The 17,022-nt window shown below is 63.6% G+C and carries 16 protein-coding genes and 1 pseudogene; 5 read left to right on the top strand and 12 right to left on the bottom strand.

Features of this window, described 5'->3' with window-relative positions; translation table 11 throughout:
* Nucleotides 1–32: 32 nt before the first annotated feature.
* From NKI69_RS00615 to NKI69_RS00645, 7 genes are all read right to left on the bottom strand, one after another.
* Nucleotides 33–1,046, bottom strand: a complete 1,014-nt coding sequence (locus tag NKI69_RS00615; protein ID WP_023811616.1) for an ABC transporter ATP-binding protein — start codon at nucleotides 1,044–1,046, stop codon at nucleotides 33–35.
* A complete protein-coding gene (locus NKI69_RS00620; protein WP_023811617.1) occupies nucleotides 1,039–2,151 on the bottom strand; it encodes an ABC transporter ATP-binding protein in 1,113 nt (370 codons plus the stop codon). Before NKI69_RS00620 ends, NKI69_RS00615 begins: the two co-directional genes overlap by 8 nt.
* Before the next feature lie 2 nt (nucleotides 2,152–2,153).
* Nucleotides 2,154–2,360: a hypothetical protein gene (locus NKI69_RS00625; RefSeq protein WP_031213400.1), complete on the bottom strand. Its 207-nt coding sequence runs from the start codon at nucleotides 2,358–2,360 to the stop codon at nucleotides 2,154–2,156.
* Nucleotides 2,357–3,307: a carbohydrate ABC transporter permease gene (locus tag NKI69_RS00630; RefSeq protein ID WP_023811619.1), complete on the bottom strand. Its 951-nt coding sequence runs from the start codon at nucleotides 3,305–3,307 to the stop codon at nucleotides 2,357–2,359. The genes NKI69_RS00625 and NKI69_RS00630 overlap by 4 nt, the downstream gene beginning before the upstream one ends.
* The gene (locus NKI69_RS00635; RefSeq protein ID WP_023811620.1) at nucleotides 3,304–4,251 is read right to left on the bottom strand and encodes a carbohydrate ABC transporter permease; all 948 of its coding nucleotides are present in this window, start codon (nucleotides 4,249–4,251) and stop codon (nucleotides 3,304–3,306) included. The genes NKI69_RS00630 and NKI69_RS00635 overlap by 4 nt, the downstream gene beginning before the upstream one ends.
* Before the next feature lie 112 nt (nucleotides 4,252–4,363).
* Complete coding sequence (locus NKI69_RS00640) at nucleotides 4,364–5,695, bottom strand: ABC transporter substrate-binding protein (protein ID WP_023811621.1); 1,332 nt, start codon at nucleotides 5,693–5,695, stop codon at nucleotides 4,364–4,366.
* A gap of 277 nt (nucleotides 5,696–5,972) precedes the next feature.
* Nucleotides 5,973–6,662 (bottom strand): PIG-L deacetylase family protein, encoded by a 690-nt coding sequence (locus tag NKI69_RS00645; RefSeq protein WP_023811622.1) that lies wholly within the window; start codon nucleotides 6,660–6,662, stop codon nucleotides 5,973–5,975.
* A 28-nt stretch (nucleotides 6,663–6,690) separates the two neighbouring features.
* On the opposite strand from NKI69_RS00645, the gene NKI69_RS00650 reads away from it, so the two are divergent.
* The 5 genes from NKI69_RS00650 to nhaA all read left to right on the top strand — a co-directional run bounded on the left by NKI69_RS00650 (nucleotide 6,691) and on the right by nhaA (nucleotide 13,580).
* Nucleotides 6,691–7,581, top strand: coding sequence for a DMT family transporter (locus NKI69_RS00650; protein WP_023811623.1), 891 nt, complete (start codon nucleotides 6,691–6,693; stop codon nucleotides 7,579–7,581).
* Nucleotides 7,582–7,628: 47 nt separating this feature from the next.
* The gene (gene hrpB / locus NKI69_RS00655; protein WP_352719564.1) at nucleotides 7,629–10,211 is read left to right on the top strand and encodes an ATP-dependent helicase HrpB; all 2,583 of its coding nucleotides are present in this window, start codon (nucleotides 7,629–7,631) and stop codon (nucleotides 10,209–10,211) included.
* 116 nt (nucleotides 10,212–10,327) lie between these two features.
* Nucleotides 10,328–11,659, top strand: coding sequence for an ActS/PrrB/RegB family redox-sensitive histidine kinase (locus NKI69_RS00660; RefSeq protein ID WP_352719566.1), 1,332 nt, complete (start codon nucleotides 10,328–10,330; stop codon nucleotides 11,657–11,659).
* An 85-nt stretch (nucleotides 11,660–11,744) separates the two neighbouring features.
* Complete coding sequence (locus NKI69_RS00665) at nucleotides 11,745–12,308, top strand: ActR/PrrA/RegA family redox response regulator transcription factor (RefSeq protein WP_013528072.1); 564 nt, start codon at nucleotides 11,745–11,747, stop codon at nucleotides 12,306–12,308.
* Between the two features lie 63 nt (nucleotides 12,309–12,371).
* Nucleotides 12,372–13,580, top strand: a complete 1,209-nt coding sequence (nhaA, locus tag NKI69_RS00670; protein ID WP_023811625.1) for a Na+/H+ antiporter NhaA — start codon at nucleotides 12,372–12,374, stop codon at nucleotides 13,578–13,580.
* A 16-nt stretch (nucleotides 13,581–13,596) separates the two neighbouring features.
* Here nhaA and NKI69_RS00675 read toward each other — a convergent pair whose 3' ends face one another.
* From NKI69_RS00675 to cueR, 5 genes and pseudogenes are all read right to left on the bottom strand, one after another.
* Nucleotides 13,597–14,097: an MmcB family DNA repair protein gene (locus NKI69_RS00675; protein ID WP_023811626.1), complete on the bottom strand. Its 501-nt coding sequence runs from the start codon at nucleotides 14,095–14,097 to the stop codon at nucleotides 13,597–13,599.
* Between the two features lie 93 nt (nucleotides 14,098–14,190).
* Nucleotides 14,191–14,379, bottom strand: a complete 189-nt coding sequence (locus NKI69_RS00680) for a hypothetical protein (RefSeq protein WP_127289952.1) — start codon at nucleotides 14,377–14,379, stop codon at nucleotides 14,191–14,193.
* A 326-nt stretch (nucleotides 14,380–14,705) separates the two neighbouring features.
* Nucleotides 14,706–15,037: pseudogene (locus NKI69_RS00685) on the bottom strand (SMR family transporter).
* A gap of 950 nt (nucleotides 15,038–15,987) precedes the next feature.
* Nucleotides 15,988–16,419, bottom strand: coding sequence for an OsmC family protein (locus tag NKI69_RS00690; RefSeq protein WP_023811629.1), 432 nt, complete (start codon nucleotides 16,417–16,419; stop codon nucleotides 15,988–15,990).
* 59 nt (nucleotides 16,420–16,478) lie between these two features.
* Entirely contained in the window at nucleotides 16,479–16,901 is a 423-nt protein-coding gene (cueR, locus tag NKI69_RS00695; RefSeq protein WP_023811630.1) for a Cu(I)-responsive transcriptional regulator, read from the bottom strand.
* Nucleotides 16,902–17,022: the final 121 nt, after the last annotated feature.

Consider the following 17,022-nt stretch of genomic DNA (forward strand, 5'->3'; position numbering starts at 1 on the left):
GTCAAAACCGGTGCTGAATCACCGAAAACCGCTCACATCAATCGCTGTCCATCGGCGTCGAAATACAGCGGCGCCCGGTAGCGGATCACCACTCTGTCGCCCTGCGCCAGATCCGTGTCGGGATCGGTCAGCGTCACCAGTTTCTTGGTCCCTACCGTCACATGCAAATGGTTCTGATCACCGAGATGCTCCACCCAGTCGACAACGCCGTCGGCGTGACCATTCGCGGCCTTCGCGATCGAAAGATGTTCGGTGCGCGCGCCGATCGTCTTGGTCCCGGCCGGTGCGCCGCCGTCAGGCAGCAGTCCGGTTGGCAGAAGATTGATCGCCGGCTGGCCGAGCCTTGCCGCGACATGCAGGTTTGCCGGCTCGGAATAGATGGTGCGCGGCGAACCGATCTGCACCAGCACGCCATCGGCAAGGATGCCGATACGGTCGGCCATGGTCATCGCCTCGATCTGATCATGCGTGACATAAAGCATGGTGGCGCCGAGTTCGGTCTGGATGCGCTTCAGCTCGAGCCTGAGATCGCCGCGCAGCTTGGCATCGAGCGACGACAGCGGCTCGTCCATCAGGTAGATCGAGGGCTTGCGCACCAGCGCCCGGCCGATGGCAACGCGCTGCATTTCGCCGCCCGAAAGCTTGGTCGAGCGATTGGCGAGCTTGTGATGGATGCGCACCATCCTGGCCACCTCCTCGACCCGGCGGCGGATCTGCTCTTCCGGCATCTTTCGGGCCGGTGAGCGCAGCGGGAAGGCGAGATTGTCGAACACCGACAGATGCGGATAGAGCGAATATTGTTGGAACACAAAAGCCGTGTCGCGCTCCGCCGGCGACAGTGTCGTGGCATTGTGTCCGCCGATCTCGATCGTGCCGGTATCCGGCCGTTCCAACCCGGCGATGAGCCGCAGCGTCGTTGTCTTGCCGGCCCCGGTCGGCCCGAGCAGCACGACGAATTCACCATCTGCTATGTGCAGGTCGAGGCCGTCGACGGCGACATGGTCGCCGAAACTCTTGGTCACGTTCTTGATGTGCACCTCAGCCATGCTGGGCCCTCCGCTCCGAGGCGACATCGTGGATCGCGGTTCTCACCGCGCGGCCGGACCCCTTCTCGAACAGCGACAGCCGCGCGCTGCTCAGCGTCAGGCCGACATGATCGCCGGTCGAGAGCCGGATTTCAGCCGGCACGCGCGCCTTGATGATGCCGTCCGCCGTCTCCACCGCGACGATCTGCGTGGTGCCGAGATATTCGGTGCCATAGATGGCGCCACGCAGCTTGGAGGCGTCGTCGAAGCGTATGTGCTCCGGGCGGATGCCGAGCGCCATGTCGCTCGGTGCGATGTCCTCGCGCACCTCCGGCACCGCCACCTTTGCACCTTGCACGATGATCTCCCTGGCGCCCTTGGCGAGTCCGCCGCCAAATCCCAGAAAGTTCATCGGCGGCGAGCCGATGAAGTCGGCGACGAACATGGTCGCCGGGCGGTCGTAGATTTCGCGTGGGCTTCCGAATTGTTCGATGACACCATGGTTCATCACCGCGATCTTGTCGGCCATCGACATCGCTTCCATCTGGTCGTGCGTGACATAGACCGTCGTGGCGTGGATGCGGTTGTGCAGCTCGCGCAGCTCGCGGACCATCAGATCGCGGAATTCGGTGTCGAGCGTGCCGAGCGGCTCATCCATCAGGAAGCATTTTGGCCGCCGCACGATGGCGCGGCCGAGCGCGACGCGCTGGCGGTCGCCGCCGGCCAGGCCGGAGACGGATTTGTTGAGCAGATGGTCGATGCGCAGCAGCTTCGCCGTCTCCTCGACACGGGTGCGGATTTCGGCCGAAGGCATGCCTTGCGCCAGGAGCGGGAAGCCGATGTTCTTGCGCACATTCATGTGCGGATAGAGCGCGAAGAGCTGGAAGACGAAGGCGATGTCGCGCTCGCGGGCCCGCAGCATGGTGACGTCGTCGCCGCCGAGCAGGATCTGGCCGCCGGTCGGCAATTCGAGCCCCGCGATCATGCGCAAGGTCGTCGTTTTGCCGCAGCCCGACGGGCCGAGCATGACGAAGAACTCGCCATCCTCGACGACGAAGTTGGAATCCTGCACGGCGACGAAATCGCCGAAGGCCTTTCTCAGGTGCTGGACGCGAATTTCGGCCATGATTATTCCGGGAATTTCGAGACGATGATGAACATCACGGTGCCGGCGAGCATGGTGATGAAGGAATAGGTGTAGAGCGACAGCGCGAAGGGCTGGAACAGCATCAGGAAGCCGATGGCGATTAGTGCCGTCGCGATGTTTTCCATCAGCCCGCGCCTCGCCCAGACCGGCCAGCGCGATTTGCTTTTCTGTGGCTTGGTCATGCTCATTTGCGCACCGCACCGAAGGTGATGCCGCGCAGCAATTGCTTGCGAAGCAGAATGGTGAAGACCAGGATCGGCACCAGGAAGATCGTCGTGCCTGCCGCCACCGCCGGCCAGTCCTGGCCGCCTTCGCCGATGATGGTCGGGATGAAGGGCGGCGCAGTCTGCGCGGTGCCGGAAGTCAGGAGTGCCGCGAACGCATACTCGTTCCAGGCGAAGATCAGGCAGAAGATGGCGGTCGCGGCAATGCCGGTCGTCGCCTGCGGCAGCACTGTGCGCCAGAAGGCCTGCAGCCGCGTATAGCCGTCGATCATCGCCGCCTCCTCATATTCGCGCGGGATCTCATCGATGAAGCCTTTCAGCAGCCATACAGCCAGCGACACATTGACTGCCGTGTAGAGCAGGATCATGCCGAGCGCCGTGTCCGACAAGCCAAGCTCGCGGTACATCAGGTAGATCGGAATGGCGACAGCGATCGGCGGCATGAAGCGCGTCGACAGGATGAAGAACAAAAGGTCGTCGGCGAGCGGCACCTTGAAGCGCGAGAAGCCATAGGCAGACAGCGTGCCGAGGAACACGGCGCAGAAGGTCGAACCGAAGGCGATGATCAGCGAATTGACGAAGCGCGGCAGGAAGTTGGACGGGCCGGCGATCACCATGTTGCGCTTGCGCGTGGTCTCGTCGCAGAAGCCCGTCGCGGGACCCAGCGAGTTGATGTATTCCGGCGTCTGCCGCGTCCGCGTCGTGAACAGATTGCAGTAGCCTTCGAGGCTGGGCTGGAACAGGATCTTGGGCGGATAGGCGATCGAATCCGGCGGCGTCTTGAAGCTGGTGGCGAAGATCCACAGCAGCGGCACGATCGAGATCAGCGCGTAGAGCACGATGATCGTGCCGGCGATGCGCTTCGAATTCGTGGACGGTGCGACGACCGAGTGGGCAGTGGTCAGGCTCATCTCTGCTTCACCTTGTTGAGCGCCTTGACGTAGATGTTGGCCAGCCCGAACACCGCGACGAACAGGATGATGGCGAAGGCCGAGGAGTAGCCGGTGCGCCAGCTCTCAAAAGCCTGCCGCTTCAGCGTGATCGAGGCGACCTCGGTGGTCGAGCCCGGCCCACCGCCGGTCAAGAGGTTGACCATGTCGAACATCTTGAAGTTCTCGATGCCGCGAAACAGCACCGCCAGCATGATGAAGGGCAGCGCCATCGGCAGCGTGATCGACCAGAACTGCCGCCAGTTGGAGGCGCGGTCGACCTCGGCCGCCTCGTAGATGTATTCGGGGATCGAGCGTAAGCCGGCGAGGCAGATCAGCATCACGTAGGGCGTCCACATCCACGTGTCGACGATGATGATCGACCACGGCGCCAGCGACACGTTGGAGAGCATCTGGATATCGGTTGGCGGGATCCTCGTGACGAAGGAGATGGCGTAGGCGAACAGGCCGATCTGCGGCTCGTAGAGGAAGCGCCAGAAATTGCCGACCACCGCCGGCGACAGCATCATCGGCACCAGGATCAGCGTCGTCCAGAAGGCATGGCCGCGAAACTTCCTGTCGATCAGCCAGGCCAGCGTGAAGCCGATCAGCGTCTGCAACAGGATGGTCCAGAACACGAAATGCGCCGTCGTCTGCATGGCGATCCAGATATCCTTGTCGCCGAGGATGCGCTGGTAGTTGGCGAAGCCGAGATTCTTCACCACCTCGTTCGGCCGGTTGGCCCGGTAGTTGGTGAACGACAGATAGATCGCCCAGAACAGCGGAAAGATGTTGATGGCCAGCAGCAACAGGATTGTCGGCGAGATGAACAGCCAGGCGAGGCCCTTGTCGCTGATGCCCCGGACCTTGCCGGCCAACGGTTCCGGGGTCGCCCGGGCAACGTTCTCCGCAGTCCGATTGAGCATGGTGAGTCCTGCTTCGGTCACTTGGTCGTCTCTGTCATGGAATTTATCTGAACTGCGTCCCGTGCCAAGGGCGGCACGGGACGCTAGGGCCCTAGCTCGGGAGGAGCCGGGGTTACATCTTGCCGTCGTCCTGGAAGACCTGCGTCCAGTCCTTGACCAGGCCGTCGAGCGCATCCTTGGCCGAGCCCTGGCCGGCCACGACATAGTCATGGAAGCGTTTCTGCGAAGCCTGCAGCAGCGGTGCGTAGCTCGGCTCGGCCCAGAAGTCCTTCACGATGGCCATCGAGTCGAGGAAGGTCTGCGCGTAGGGCTGGCTGGCCGGGAACTTCGGATCCTTGACCACCGCGTTGAGGCAGGAATAGCCGCCGAGGGACCACCATTTGGCCTGCACGTCCTTGTTGGCGAACCACTTGATGTATTTCAGCGCCGCCTCCTGCTTGTCGGAATAGGACACTACCGAGATGCCCTGGCCGCCGAGCTGGGCGAACTGCTCACCGTCGGGACCCTTCGGGTTGACGAAGTAGCCGATCTTGTCGCCGCCGACATTCTCGTCCTTCTGCAGGCCCGGCCATGTGAAGGCGAAGTTCATGTGCATCGCCACCTGGCCGGATTTGAAGGCATCGACGCCTTCGCCCATGTAGCTGTTCGACGCGCCCGGAGGGGTACAGCAATCATAAAGCGCCTTGTAGAATTCCAGGCCCTTCACCGACTTGTCGGAGTTGACGAAGCCTTCCATCTCGTAGGGCTTCTTCGGGTTTTCGTACTGGAAGCCGTAGCTGTAGAGCACGTCCATGGCGCCCATGGTGATGCCTTCCGAGCCGCGCTCGGTATAGATCGAGGCGCCGTAGACGGTCTTGCCGTCAATCTCGCGCTTCTGGAAGAACTCGGCGACCTGCTTCAACTGGTCGAAGGTGGTCGGCGGACCGAGATCCCAGCCGTACTTCTCCTTGAATTCCTTCTGCAGCTCCGGCTTGGAGAACCAGTCCTTGCGATAGGTCCAGCCGACGACGTCGCCCATGGCTGGCAGCGCCCAGTAGTTCGGCGTGTTCTTCGGCCATTCCGAATAGCCGACGACGGTTGCCGGCACGAAGTCGTCCATGCTGATCTTCTCCTTGTCGAAGAAGTCGTTCAGCTTGACATAGTGGCCGTTCTCGGCCGAACCGCCGATCCACTGGCTGTCGCCGATGATCAGGTCGCACAATTTGCCGTGCGAATTCAGCTCGTTGAGGAAACGGTCTGCATAATTGGTCCACGGCACGAACTCGAATTTCATGCCGATGCCGGTTTCCTTGGTAAAATCCTTGGACAGTTCGACAAGCGCGTTGGCCGGGTCCCAAGCGGCCCAGCACAGCGTCAGGTCTTCAGCGTGCGCGACATTCGAGACGGCTGTCGACGCTGTGATCGCCGAGGTCAGTCCCAACGCCAGTTTCAAGCTCGATTTCATGACTTCCTCCCATTTGCGAAACGCGCCCGGATGACGGTTTCAAAAAGCCCTCAACCCCTCTCCTCAGGGGCCCAAACATGGCGGCGCGGTCACGCTGCGGATGTTTAGTAATTTGTTTAGTGATGCAATTTTTACTAAACAAGGCAAGCGAATTCGTTGCTGCGCCGCAGCATGCTTATGGCGATGTCTGAAAACCTTGGGAAAAGCGCGGGTCGCTGGTCGGCCTACCGAAGCTCTTCAGGCCGATTCTGACCAGGACGTGGGGCAGCCGCGGTTTTCAATCCACCCTTCTGGTGCTCACCATCACCTTGCGGATTGGCGGCGCCGGCGGCAGCAGCGCGCGGATATCGGCGAACGGGAACGACGGTTCGAAACGGAACGCTTCGGCCGATGAGCCTTGCGCGCTGTTGCACTGGCCGGCGCGAAAGGCGTTCTGTGTCCGCGCGATGTCGACGAAGCGGTCGGGATCCTGCGACTGATGCATTCGGATCGCCTCAGCTTTGACGTCGGCATACCCGGAAATGTCGACGTAGTGCGTCGGCGAAAAACCGGTGCCGCCCATCGTGTCGGCATGCAGCACCGGGACGGCGAAAGACGCCGCGATGCGCACGCCGTCCGACAGCGCGCGATGGTCGGCGTGATAGTCGTTGGGCGCATGCGTGATCACCAGATCCGGGCCGGTTTGACCAATCAGTGCTTTCAGAGCTCCGATCAGCGCTGCATCGGCCACCAACTCGCCGTCCGGGAAGTCGAGGAAGCGTGGCATTGCGCCTACCAGCGCAGCCGCGGCCGTTGCTTCATCGCGACGGACACGAGCGAGAACAGCGGGATCACTCGTGCCGCCCCTGGCACCATCCGTGGCCATGGCAAAAGTGAGCTCTGCGCCTTGCGCGGCATAGGCGGCCATCGTACCGAACATGAAGATCTCGATGTCGTCCGGATGCGCACCGAGCGCTAGGATTTTCAAATCACTCTCTCCCCGGAACTGGAACAACGTGACGAACGGAATCCTGCTCGCCCTGATCGCCTACGCAAGCTATTCGGGCAGCGATGCCGTTGTCAAAAGCCTGGGCGGTCAGCTCACGATCTTCGAGATCGGCTTTTTCATAACCTTGTTCGCGGGCTTCTTCCTATTCTTCACGCGACCTGCGGGCGAACGCTGGCGCGATTTCTGGCGCACCAAAAGGCCATGGGCGGTGCAGGCGCGCGCCTGGGCGGGTATCGCTTCCGGCGTGCTCAGCGTCTACGCCTTCACCACCATTCCGCTGGCCGAGTCCTATGCGCTGATCTTCCTGGCGCCGCTCTGCGTCACCATCCTCTCCACGGTGATCCTCAAGGAGAAGGTCGGCCCCTGGCGCTGGCTGGCGGTGGTCGCCGGTTTTGCCGGTGTCATGCTGGTGGTGCGGCCTGGCTTTCGCGAGCTCAATCTCGGCCATCTTGCCGCCTTCGGCGTTGCCTTCCTCGCCGCCATCAGCGTCATCCTGATGCGCTCGCTGGCGCAGCAGGAAAAGCGCACCACCATGCTCGGCGTGCTGGTCGGTTGCGGCCTGCTGTTCAACGGCATCGGTGCCGCCGCCACCGCCTTCACTGTTCCCAGCGGAAAGCAGTTGCTGTGGCTGGCAATGGCCGGAGCCTTCACCGCAGGTGGACAATTCCTTCAACTGCTGGCCATGAAATACGCGCCCGCCAACCGCGTTGCGCCGACGCATTATTCGCAGATCGCCTGGGCGGTGGTCCTCGGCGCGTTGTTCTTCCAGGAATATCCGGACGGGCTGTCGCTGGTTGGTCTGGCGGTCGTTGGCGGCGCCGGCCTGTTGACTATGGTGCGGGAGGAAGCGCGGCTGGGCACCGTGCGCTGGAACCCGTTTTCGCGCACCCGGCTTTGAACCGTCTCTGGTTGCGCCGTGGCCGTAACCGCTGATATGCGGGCGCCATGACCACAAAACCCCTGCCGGAGCTTCCTGTATCCGCCGTGCTGCCGGCGCTGAGGGAAGCGCTTGGCGATGGCAACAGCGCCGTGCTGGTGGCGCCGCCGGGCGCCGGCAAGACGACGCTGGTGCCGCTGGCGCTGCTTGACGCGCTTTGGCTCGGCGCCGGCAAGATCATCCTGCTTGAACCGCGCCGCCTCGCCGCCCGCGCCGCCGCTCGCCGCATGGCTGAATTGCTTGGTGAGGAGCCCGGCGCCACCGTCGGCTATGCCATGCGCATGGAAAACCGCATTTCGGCAAAGACCAGGATCGTGGTCGTCACCGAAGGCGTGCTGGCGCGGATGATCCTCGACGATCCCGAATTGCCCGGCGTTTCGGCTGTGATCTTCGACGAATTCCACGAGCGCTCGCTCGACGGCGATTTCGGTCTCGCTCTGGCCCTCGACGTGCAAGGGGCGCTCAGGCCGGATCTGCGCTTGGCTGTGATGTCGGCGACGCTCGACGGCGCACGTGTCGCCAAACTCATGTCGGGCGCGCCGGTGATCGAGAGCGAGGGTCGCGCCTTCCCTGTCGACATCCGCTATGACGAGCGTCCCGCCGGCATCGCCATCGAGGATGCGATGGCCAAGGCGATCCGCGCCGCCCTTGCCGACGAAAGCGGCAGCGTGCTTGCCTTCCTGCCCGGCCAGCGCGAGATCGAGCGCACCGCCGAACGGCTGGCCGGCAAGGTCGGCACCGATACCGACATCGTGCCGCTCTACGGCATGCTCGACGGCAAGGCGCAGGACGCCGCGATCAAGCCGCCGCCGGCAGGCCGCCGCAAGGTGGTGCTGGCCACCTCGATCGCCGAGACCTCGATCACCATCGACGGCGTGCGCGTCGTCATCGATTCGGGCCTGTCGCGCCTGCCGCGCTACGAACCGGCCAGCGGCCTCACCCGGCTCGAAACCGTGCGCGTCAGCAAGGCTTCCGCCGACCAGCGCGCCGGCCGTGCCGGACGCACGCAGCCAGGCGTCGCCATCCGGCTGTGGCGGGCCGAGCAGACGGCTGCACTTCCCACTTTCACGCCGCCGGAAATCCTCGAGGCCGATCTGTCCGGACTGCTGCTCGATTGCGCTGCCTTTGGCGTTGCCGATCCGGCAGGGCTCGCCTTTCTCGATCCGCCGCCTGTTCCGGCCCTTAGTGAGGCAAGGGCACTGCTGCGCGCGCTGGATGCCATCGACGAGACGGGCCGCCTGACGGAGGCGGGTGCAGCGATGCGCAAGCTCGCTCTGCCGGTGCGGTTGGCGCACATGGTTGCCGAGGCAGCCGGCAGCGGCCATGCCTTCGAGGCGGCGATGCTTGCGGTGCTGCTCACCGAACGCGGTCTTGGTGGCGACGGCGCCGATCTGGAGCGACGGCTGATGCGCTTTCGTGGGGAAAGATCTCCGCGCGCTACCGCCGCCAAGGAGCTCGCCGAACGGCTGGCGCGGCAGGCCGGCACCTCTTCACCCTCCCCCTTGTGGGGAGGGTCGATCCGCGAAGCGGAGCGGGGTGGGGGTAGGCCGAGCGCTGCACTCCCACCCCGTCTCTCTCGCCTTGCTGCGCAAGGCGCGCTCGCCGACCCTCCCCACAAGGGGGAGGGTAAGTCAGCCGGTCCCCTGCTCGTCCACGCCTGGCCGGATCGGGTGGCGAAGGCGCGTGGCGAGCGTGGCCGTTTCGTGCTGGCCAACGGCTCCGGCGCCATGCTCGACGCCGGCGATCCGCTGGCGGGCGAGCCGTTTCTGGTCGTCGCCGACCTGCAGGGCAAGGCACAGAATGCGCGCATCACGGCGGCGGCGGCGATCGGCGAGGACGATGTCCGCGCTGCGCTGGCGGACAGGATCGAGGTCCGCCGCGAAACGAGCTTCGACCGCGACAAGCGCGCCGTGCGTGTGCGTGAAACCGTGCGCCTTGGCGCCATCACGCTCGCCGAACGCATGCTGCCGCCGCCAACGGGGCCCGACGCCGACCGCGCCGTCCTCGATGCGGTGCGCCAGCACGGGCTGTCGCTGCTGAATTGGAGCAAGGAGGCGCAAACGCTGCGCCAGCGGCTTGGCTGGCTGCATCGCGGCCTTGGCGCGCCTTGGCCCGATATGGAGGATGCTGCTCTCATCGCGCGCCTCAATGACTGGCTGCTGCCTTACCTGTCCGGCGCGGCATCGTTTGCCGCCATAGATGCGGGCGTTATCTCGGCCGGGCTGGCCAGCCTCGTGCCGCATGATCTGCAGCGCAGGATCGATACGCTGGCGCCGACCCATTTCGATGCCCCGTCGGGCAGCCATGTGCCGATCCGCTATGACGGCGAATGGCCGGTGCTGGCGATTCGCGTGCAGGAGCTGTTCGGCCTCGACCGCCATCCTGCCATCGCCAATGGCAGTGTGCCGCTGACGCTCGAACTCCTGTCGCCGGCGCACCGGCCAATCCAGACGACGCGCGACCTGCCCGGCTTCTGGCGCGGCTCCTGGGCCGATGTGCGCGCCGATATGCGCGGCCGTTATCCCAAGCACGTCTGGCCGGAAAACCCGCTGCTCGCGACCGCCACCGCCCGCGCAAAACCCAGAGCATGATCCCAAAAAGTGGAAACCGGTTTTTGGAAAGGTCATGCTCAAACAAGAAGTAGAGCCCCATCCGACTCCTCGGATTGGGGCGGGACCTAGCCTTCAGCGCTTCGCGGCTGTAATTCATGGCCATGATCAACGTTTTGCGTTCGCCCGATTTCCAGCAGAGCCAGAGACTGCGCCTCAACACGCTGATCCGGTTGCGCTGGCTTGCCATTGTCGGTCAGAGCCTGACGGTGCTCGTCGTCGCCTATGGGCTGAAGTTTCCACTGCCGGTCAGCCTCTGCTTTGCCCTAATCGCCTGTTCGGCCTGGATGAACCTGTTTCTCGCCTTTCGCTTTCCGGCAGCGCACCGGCTCACGCCGCTTGCGGCCTTCGGCATCCTCATCTTCGACAGCCTGCAGCTTGCCGGCCTGCTCTACATGACCGGCGGCCTCACCAACCCGTTCTCGCTGCTGATGACCGTGCCTGTCGTCATTTCGGCGACATCGCTGCCCCTGCGCCTGACCGCCATCCTCGGCGGGCTGGTCATGTCGGCGGCGACCTTTCTGGTCTTTGTCCATCTGCCGCTGCCCTGGCATGAGGACGCGCCGCTGGCGATGCCTTTTCTCTATGTCGCCGGCATGTGGATGGCGGTGCTGTCCTCGATCGCCTTCACCGCCATATACGCCTTCCGGGTGGCCGCCGAAGCCCGGCTTCTGGCCAATGCGCTCGCCGCAACCGAGCTCGTGCTGCAGCGCGAGCAGCACCTTTCGGCACTCGACGGGCTGGCCGCCGCGGCCGCGCACGAGCTCGGCACCCCGCTCGCCACCATCGCGCTTGTCGCCAAGGAGATGGAAAAGGCGCTCGGCAAGGATCCGAAATACGGGGAAGATGTGACGCTGTTGCGTTCGCAGAGCGAGCGTTGCCGCGAGATTCTCAAGCGGCTGACCAGCCTGTCCTCCGAGGGCGAGGCGCATCTTTCGCGATTGCCACTGACTTCGCTGGTCGAGGAGGTCACCGCGCCGCACCGGGACTTCGGCATCTCGATCAAGCTTCGGCCCGGCGAACGCATCGGCCCCGAGCCGGTCGGGCGACGCAATCCGGGCGTCATCTACGGCCTCGGCAACCTGGTCGAGAACGCCGTCGATTTTGCCCGCAAAAGCGTAACCGTGCGCTGGAGTTGGGACGAGGCCATCGTCACCTTCTCGATCATCGATGACGGCCCCGGCTTTCCAGCCGAGATCATCGACCGCATCGGCGAGCCCTATATGTCGACGCGCCAAGGCAATGAAACAGGCGGCGGTCTGGGCCTCGGCCTGTTCATCGCCAAGACCCTGCTCGAACGCTCTGGTGCCGTGCTCGATTTCCGCAATTCGAGCGGCCTGGGCGAGGGCGCCATGGTCCAGATATCGTGGCCGCGTGGTGTGTTCCTCAATCCGGAAATCATTTCGGCCAGCATGTTCGACACCGCCTGAGAGCCTTGAAGGACCTCTAAAAATTGGACAAGGAGGCTCAGGAACTATATTTGCGTAAAATTAAGGCAGCAGGAATTTTGAGACTATGACAGGCGACGAGAATATTGGCGCAATGGTTGAAGGCGAGGACACCTCGCTGCTTGTCGTCGATGACGACAAGCCGTTCCTCACGCGTCTGGCCCGCGCCATGGAAGCCAGGGGCTTCGTGGTCGAGACGGCCGAGAGCGTCGAGGAGGCGGTTGCCAAGGCGCGCGCCAATCCACCCGCCTACGCCGTGGTCGACATGCGGCTCGGCGACGGCAACGGCCTCGACGTGGTCGCGGCCATCCGCGAAAAGCGCGAGGATTCCCGCACCATCATCCTGACCGGCTACGGCAACATCGCCACCGCGGTGACCGCGGTGAAGCTCGGTGCGGTCGATTATCTCTCCAAGCCCGCCGACGCCGATGATATCTTCGCGGCACTCACCCGCACCGCCGGCGAGCGCGCGGCGCCGCCGGAAAACCCGATGTCAGCCGACCGCGTTCGATGGGAGCATATCCAGCGCGTCTATGAGATGTGCGAGCGCAACGTCTCCGAGACAGCGCGCCGGCTCAACATGCACCGACGCACCTTGCAGCGCATACTGGCCAAGCGGGCGCCGCGTTAAGGCCGCCGTTTCCCATCTTGCGGGATCGAAGCCCGCCAAAACAGACGGCATGACGGAGGCGACATGCAGGACTTGAAGCATCGGCCGGTTTCCGTCTTCCGCGAATTCCTCGATAGTGAAGCGGCTGGCGGCATCATCCTGATGGTGGCGGCGGCACTGGCCCTGATCGTCGCCAATTCGCCGCTCGCCGAAACCTATTTCTCCGCGCTCCACGCCTATCTCGGCCCGCTCAGCGTCTCGCATTGGGTCAATGACGGGCTGATGGCGGTGTTCTTCCTGCTCGTCGGACTGGAGATCAAGCGCGAGATGCTGGACGGCCAGCTCTCCACCTGGCCCCGGCGCGTGCTGCCCGGCATTGCAGCCGCCGGCGGCATGGTGGTTCCCGCACTCGTCTATGTGGCCGTCAACCGCGACAATGCGGCCGCCCTGTCCGGCTGGGCGATCCCGACCGCCACCGACATCGCTTTCGCGCTCGGCGTGCTGTCGCTGCTCGGCAGCCGCGTGCCGGCTTCGCTGAAGGTGTTCCTCACAGCACTGGCGATCATCGACGACCTCGGTGCCGTCATCATCATCGCCATCTTCTACACCAGCGGCCTGTCGCTGGCTTATCTGGGTGCTGCCTTCGCCGTCATTGCCGCGCTTGTCGTGCTCAACCGCATGCGGGTGATGACGCTGGTTCCCTATCTCGTGCTCGGCGTCATCTTGTGGATGCTGGTGCTGAAATCCGGCGTCCATGCCACGCTCGCCGGCGTGGCGCTGGCGCTGACCATCCCGCTTGAGCGCTCCGCCGGCATCGGCCACGATCTCGACCATTCGCCGCTGCACCGGCTCGAGCACGGCCTGCACAAGATTGTGGCCTTCGTCGTCATCCCGATCTTCGGCTTTGCCAATGCCGGCGTTTCGCTGGCCGGCCTCAGCGTCAGTGCGCTGATCGAGCCGTTGACGCTGGGTGTCGCCGCCGGCCTGGTGGTTGGCAAGCTGGTCGGCGTGTTCGGCTCCTCGGCACTTGCGATCCGGCTCGGTCTTGCCGACCTGCCCGCCAATGCCGGCTGGACGCACATGATCGGCATATCGCTGCTGTGCGGCATCGGCTTCACCATGAGCCTGTTCATCGGCCTGCTCGCCTTCGCCGGCGACGTGGCGCTGCAGGACGCGGTCAAGGTCGGCATCCTCGCCGGCTCCTTCATCGCCGCAATTCTGGGTGCTGCCGTGCTGCTCATGGCGCCCGCCAAGGGTGGCGTGGAGGACGATGAAGAGCAGAGCCGGTCATAGACTGAAGGACGGGCCGTTACTCGCTCTCACCCTCCAGCGCCGGCACCGACACGCCGGCAAGCTCTGCCGCCAGCAGCCGCGAAGCGCCGGCCCGCGCGACCCGCAGCATCAGCGCCTTGCGCGTTGCCGCTGCCATGCGGTGCTCGGGCGCATCGCGCAGGATCTCGGCGCCATAGCCGTCGGAAAGGATGAAGCCGCATTCCTGCGGAAAGATTTCCGAGGGCACGCCGGGATGGGTGGCGAAGAAGAAGCGGTCGGAATGCAGCCGGTAGTCGGGCCATTTGCGGTCGACCCTGAAATCCTCGATCGAGGATTTGATCTCGATTATCCAGATATCGCCCTGCCGGGTCAGCGCGACGAGGTCGGCGCGGCGGCCCGTGGCCAGCGACAGCTCGGGCAACACATGTGCGCCCATATCCATGAGCAGCCGCTGTACGCCGCGCCGCACCAGCATGGCGCGTTCGGACTGGCGGCCGTCGATGAGAGGATTGATGGGGATGGGGGAGATGATCGGCATGCCAGGCACCATGCCAGATTCTGTTCACGGTTTGAACCTGTTTTATGTGGGCGCTTTCAGGTAATCGTCGGGCTTCCACTCTTTCATCGCGGGCTACTTCCGCGCGATCCATTCCGCTAAACCGGGCTCAATGTCGTCGCTATCCGTATACTCCCGGATCAAAAGCTCGGCCTCGGCCCGCCATTTGTCCTCTGGAATGTTCTTCTGGATGACGATTTTTATGAACGCGCTGCGCAAAATATCGCAGTCAAAAGCCGATACCGAGCTATCGAACTGAGACATGGCCAACCTCCCATCCATAAGGGCGGGAGCTTAGCGTTACTCTCAATCACCGGTGCGCCGTTAACCCGTAGCCGGTGACCTTGGGATTTTAATACGCTGTGAGGTGGCTTCAATAAGGATTCACTGTACATTTTTAACCAAGCGGCTGGGCCTCAATTGCCGGCCAATTCGCGCGCTCTAGCTCCCGGCAGGCGGCAACCCCTCAAAGAAGCCGCAGTGGCCGGCGCGGATCATCATTCATCCGGCAACCTGCGCCGGCCATTTTGGCGTTAGGCCTGTCAAATATATAACCGCCTTTATGTAGGCGATCGTGTAGTTGTCGGACCTCAATGAACGCCCGTTTTGGACAGCAGGTTTAAAACCAGCACTCCAGCCAAGATCAGGCCCATGCCGACAAAACCTGCCACGTCGGGCCGTTGCCCGTAGACAATCCAAGCGACCAGCGCGACCAGAACAATGCCGCCGCCCGCCCATACTGCATAGGCAACGCCGACCGGTATGCGGTCCAGCACCTGGGACAGAAAGAAAAACGCCGTGGCGTAACCGAGCAGCACCAACATCGACGGGCCAAGCCTGGTGAAGCCTTCCGAGGCCTCATCGCGCTGGTCGCGATGACCTCACCGACAATAGCCAGGGCAAGAATGGCATAAGCTGGCATTCGATGAACCTCCAGTGGCGGGAGGCATCTAATGATCAGAACGCTACGATGGCGTCACGTTCACTTTCCCGTGATCGTGCCTCGCCGCGAGCGGCGCAGAGTCTCGTCGATTGCAAGGGCGCGCGCCTGTCCGATGAGGCCCACCCAGCTACACTCCGGGCTGCGTCGCTCCTGTTAATTAGCTAGAGCGAATATAAGTGAAAGGTGATATTTTCGAAGCAGCCGGGGCTCCCCCAATACACCCCGCTCCGGTCAGGCCCGGTGGCGGTCCACCCAAAGGAAGGCTACCGGGCCGATCCCTGCAACCAACCGGTGACCCGCTCGTTGACCCATGCCGGGTTGATCCCCCGGCACTCCAGGACCTGCCCGCTGCCGAGGGGCGGCGGGCCTTTTTTACCGATTGGGTTCAAGCCTGCAGCGATAGCGAAGGCGCCGGCGGACTCCGGGACCTTCGCGTTGCAGGTCTCGTCAGAAGTGGATCCAGAAGGATCTGCGGAAACACCTGCGGCGCCAGGAACCGTGGCGCCAATAGCGACGGCAAACCCGCCTCCACCCGCGTCGACGACGGCGGCGGTGCCACCTGCGGTGCCGCACGAACTCGACGCCGTCCTGGACATCGGGACCATCCGGGTCGAGAATGTCGTCGGACGGTTTGTCGAGCTCATCGAGAATGCCCGGCCCCGTATTGGGGATGCCGGCCAAGGCGGTGGCAGGACGCGCGATTGCGACGACGGTCGCAGCCCCTGCCAGCCCAAGCATTCTAGTCAGAAACAATCGCCGATCCATGCCAATCTCCATCGTTGATCATTGCAACAAGGGAAGACATAGCGCGTCAGATTGACGCGCCCAGATGCCGAAGAAAATTGGATCAATCGCTCTGCTGTGCCGGCGGTGGGCCTATTTAGCGATCTCTGACAATCCACGCGGCCAAATGCGCCTGTTCCCGGGGATCATTCCTCCGACAAGCCGGTCGCCGTTGCGTCCGTTTCGATGCTCACCGGCACGCCCTGGCGCAGGGAGTTGCTGACCGTGGAAATCGCCGCGGCCCTTGTGATGATCTCCGCCGGGTCGGAGCCGTCCAGCGTCGTGCAGGAAACCGTCATGGTTGACGAAGTCGCGAGCAAAGGCTTGCCTTCGAGGTTCAGCGTCACGGTCACGGCGATCTTGTTGAGCGTTATGCCCATTTCCTCGGCAACGTAGCGAAGGTCGTTGCAGAAGTAGCCGCCGATCGCCAGGGCGAGCAGCTGGCCGCCATTGAAGCCCAGGCCCATGCCGCCGGCCTTGCCTTCGGGCCGGTCGACGATGATCGTGTGGCCGCCGGCCCAGCCCATGGCCGCCTGCGTGCCCCCCATATTGCGCAGTTCGACGCTCATCGAGACCATTTGTGGACGTCCTCCCGGCAGGAGTCGACCAGGCGTCGGGCCTCGTCGACGTAGGGTCATTATGCAGCCGCAGAGGTGCCCCTGTCGCTGAGCAACGCCGCTCCCGCCATGTCATCAAGGATCGGACAATCCGGCCTTTCGTCGCCGTGGCAGGCATGGATCAGTTTCTGCAGCGTCGAGCGCATCGACTGCAACTCGCGCACTTTCTCCTCGATCGCCGTGACATGGGCGGCGGCGATTTCGCGCACGTTGTGGCTGGCGCGGCTGCGATCCTGGTAAAGCGCCATCAACTGGCGGCAATCGTCGATGGAAAAGCCGAGATTGCGCGCGCGGCGCAGGAAGGCCAGCCGATGGATGTCGTCTCCGGAATAATCGCGGTAGCCGTTGGCGGCCCGCGCCGGGGCGATCAGGCCGATCTCTTCATAGTAGCGGATAGTCTTGGCCGGCAGGCCGGAGCGGTGGGCGGCGTCACCGACATTCATGACGGTTCTCCTCGATTTCCAGGAGCCCATGGAGCAGGCCCCTTGAATTTGCTTCACAATCCTGTGAGTCCTGTTGCCAAAATGCCATAGTGATACGCTTACCGGTACGTCAAGGCAGGCA

Origin of the sequence: Mesorhizobium sp. M0491, assembly GCF_040321265.1 — a bacterium.
GTDB lineage: Bacteria > Pseudomonadota > Alphaproteobacteria > Rhizobiales > Rhizobiaceae > Mesorhizobium.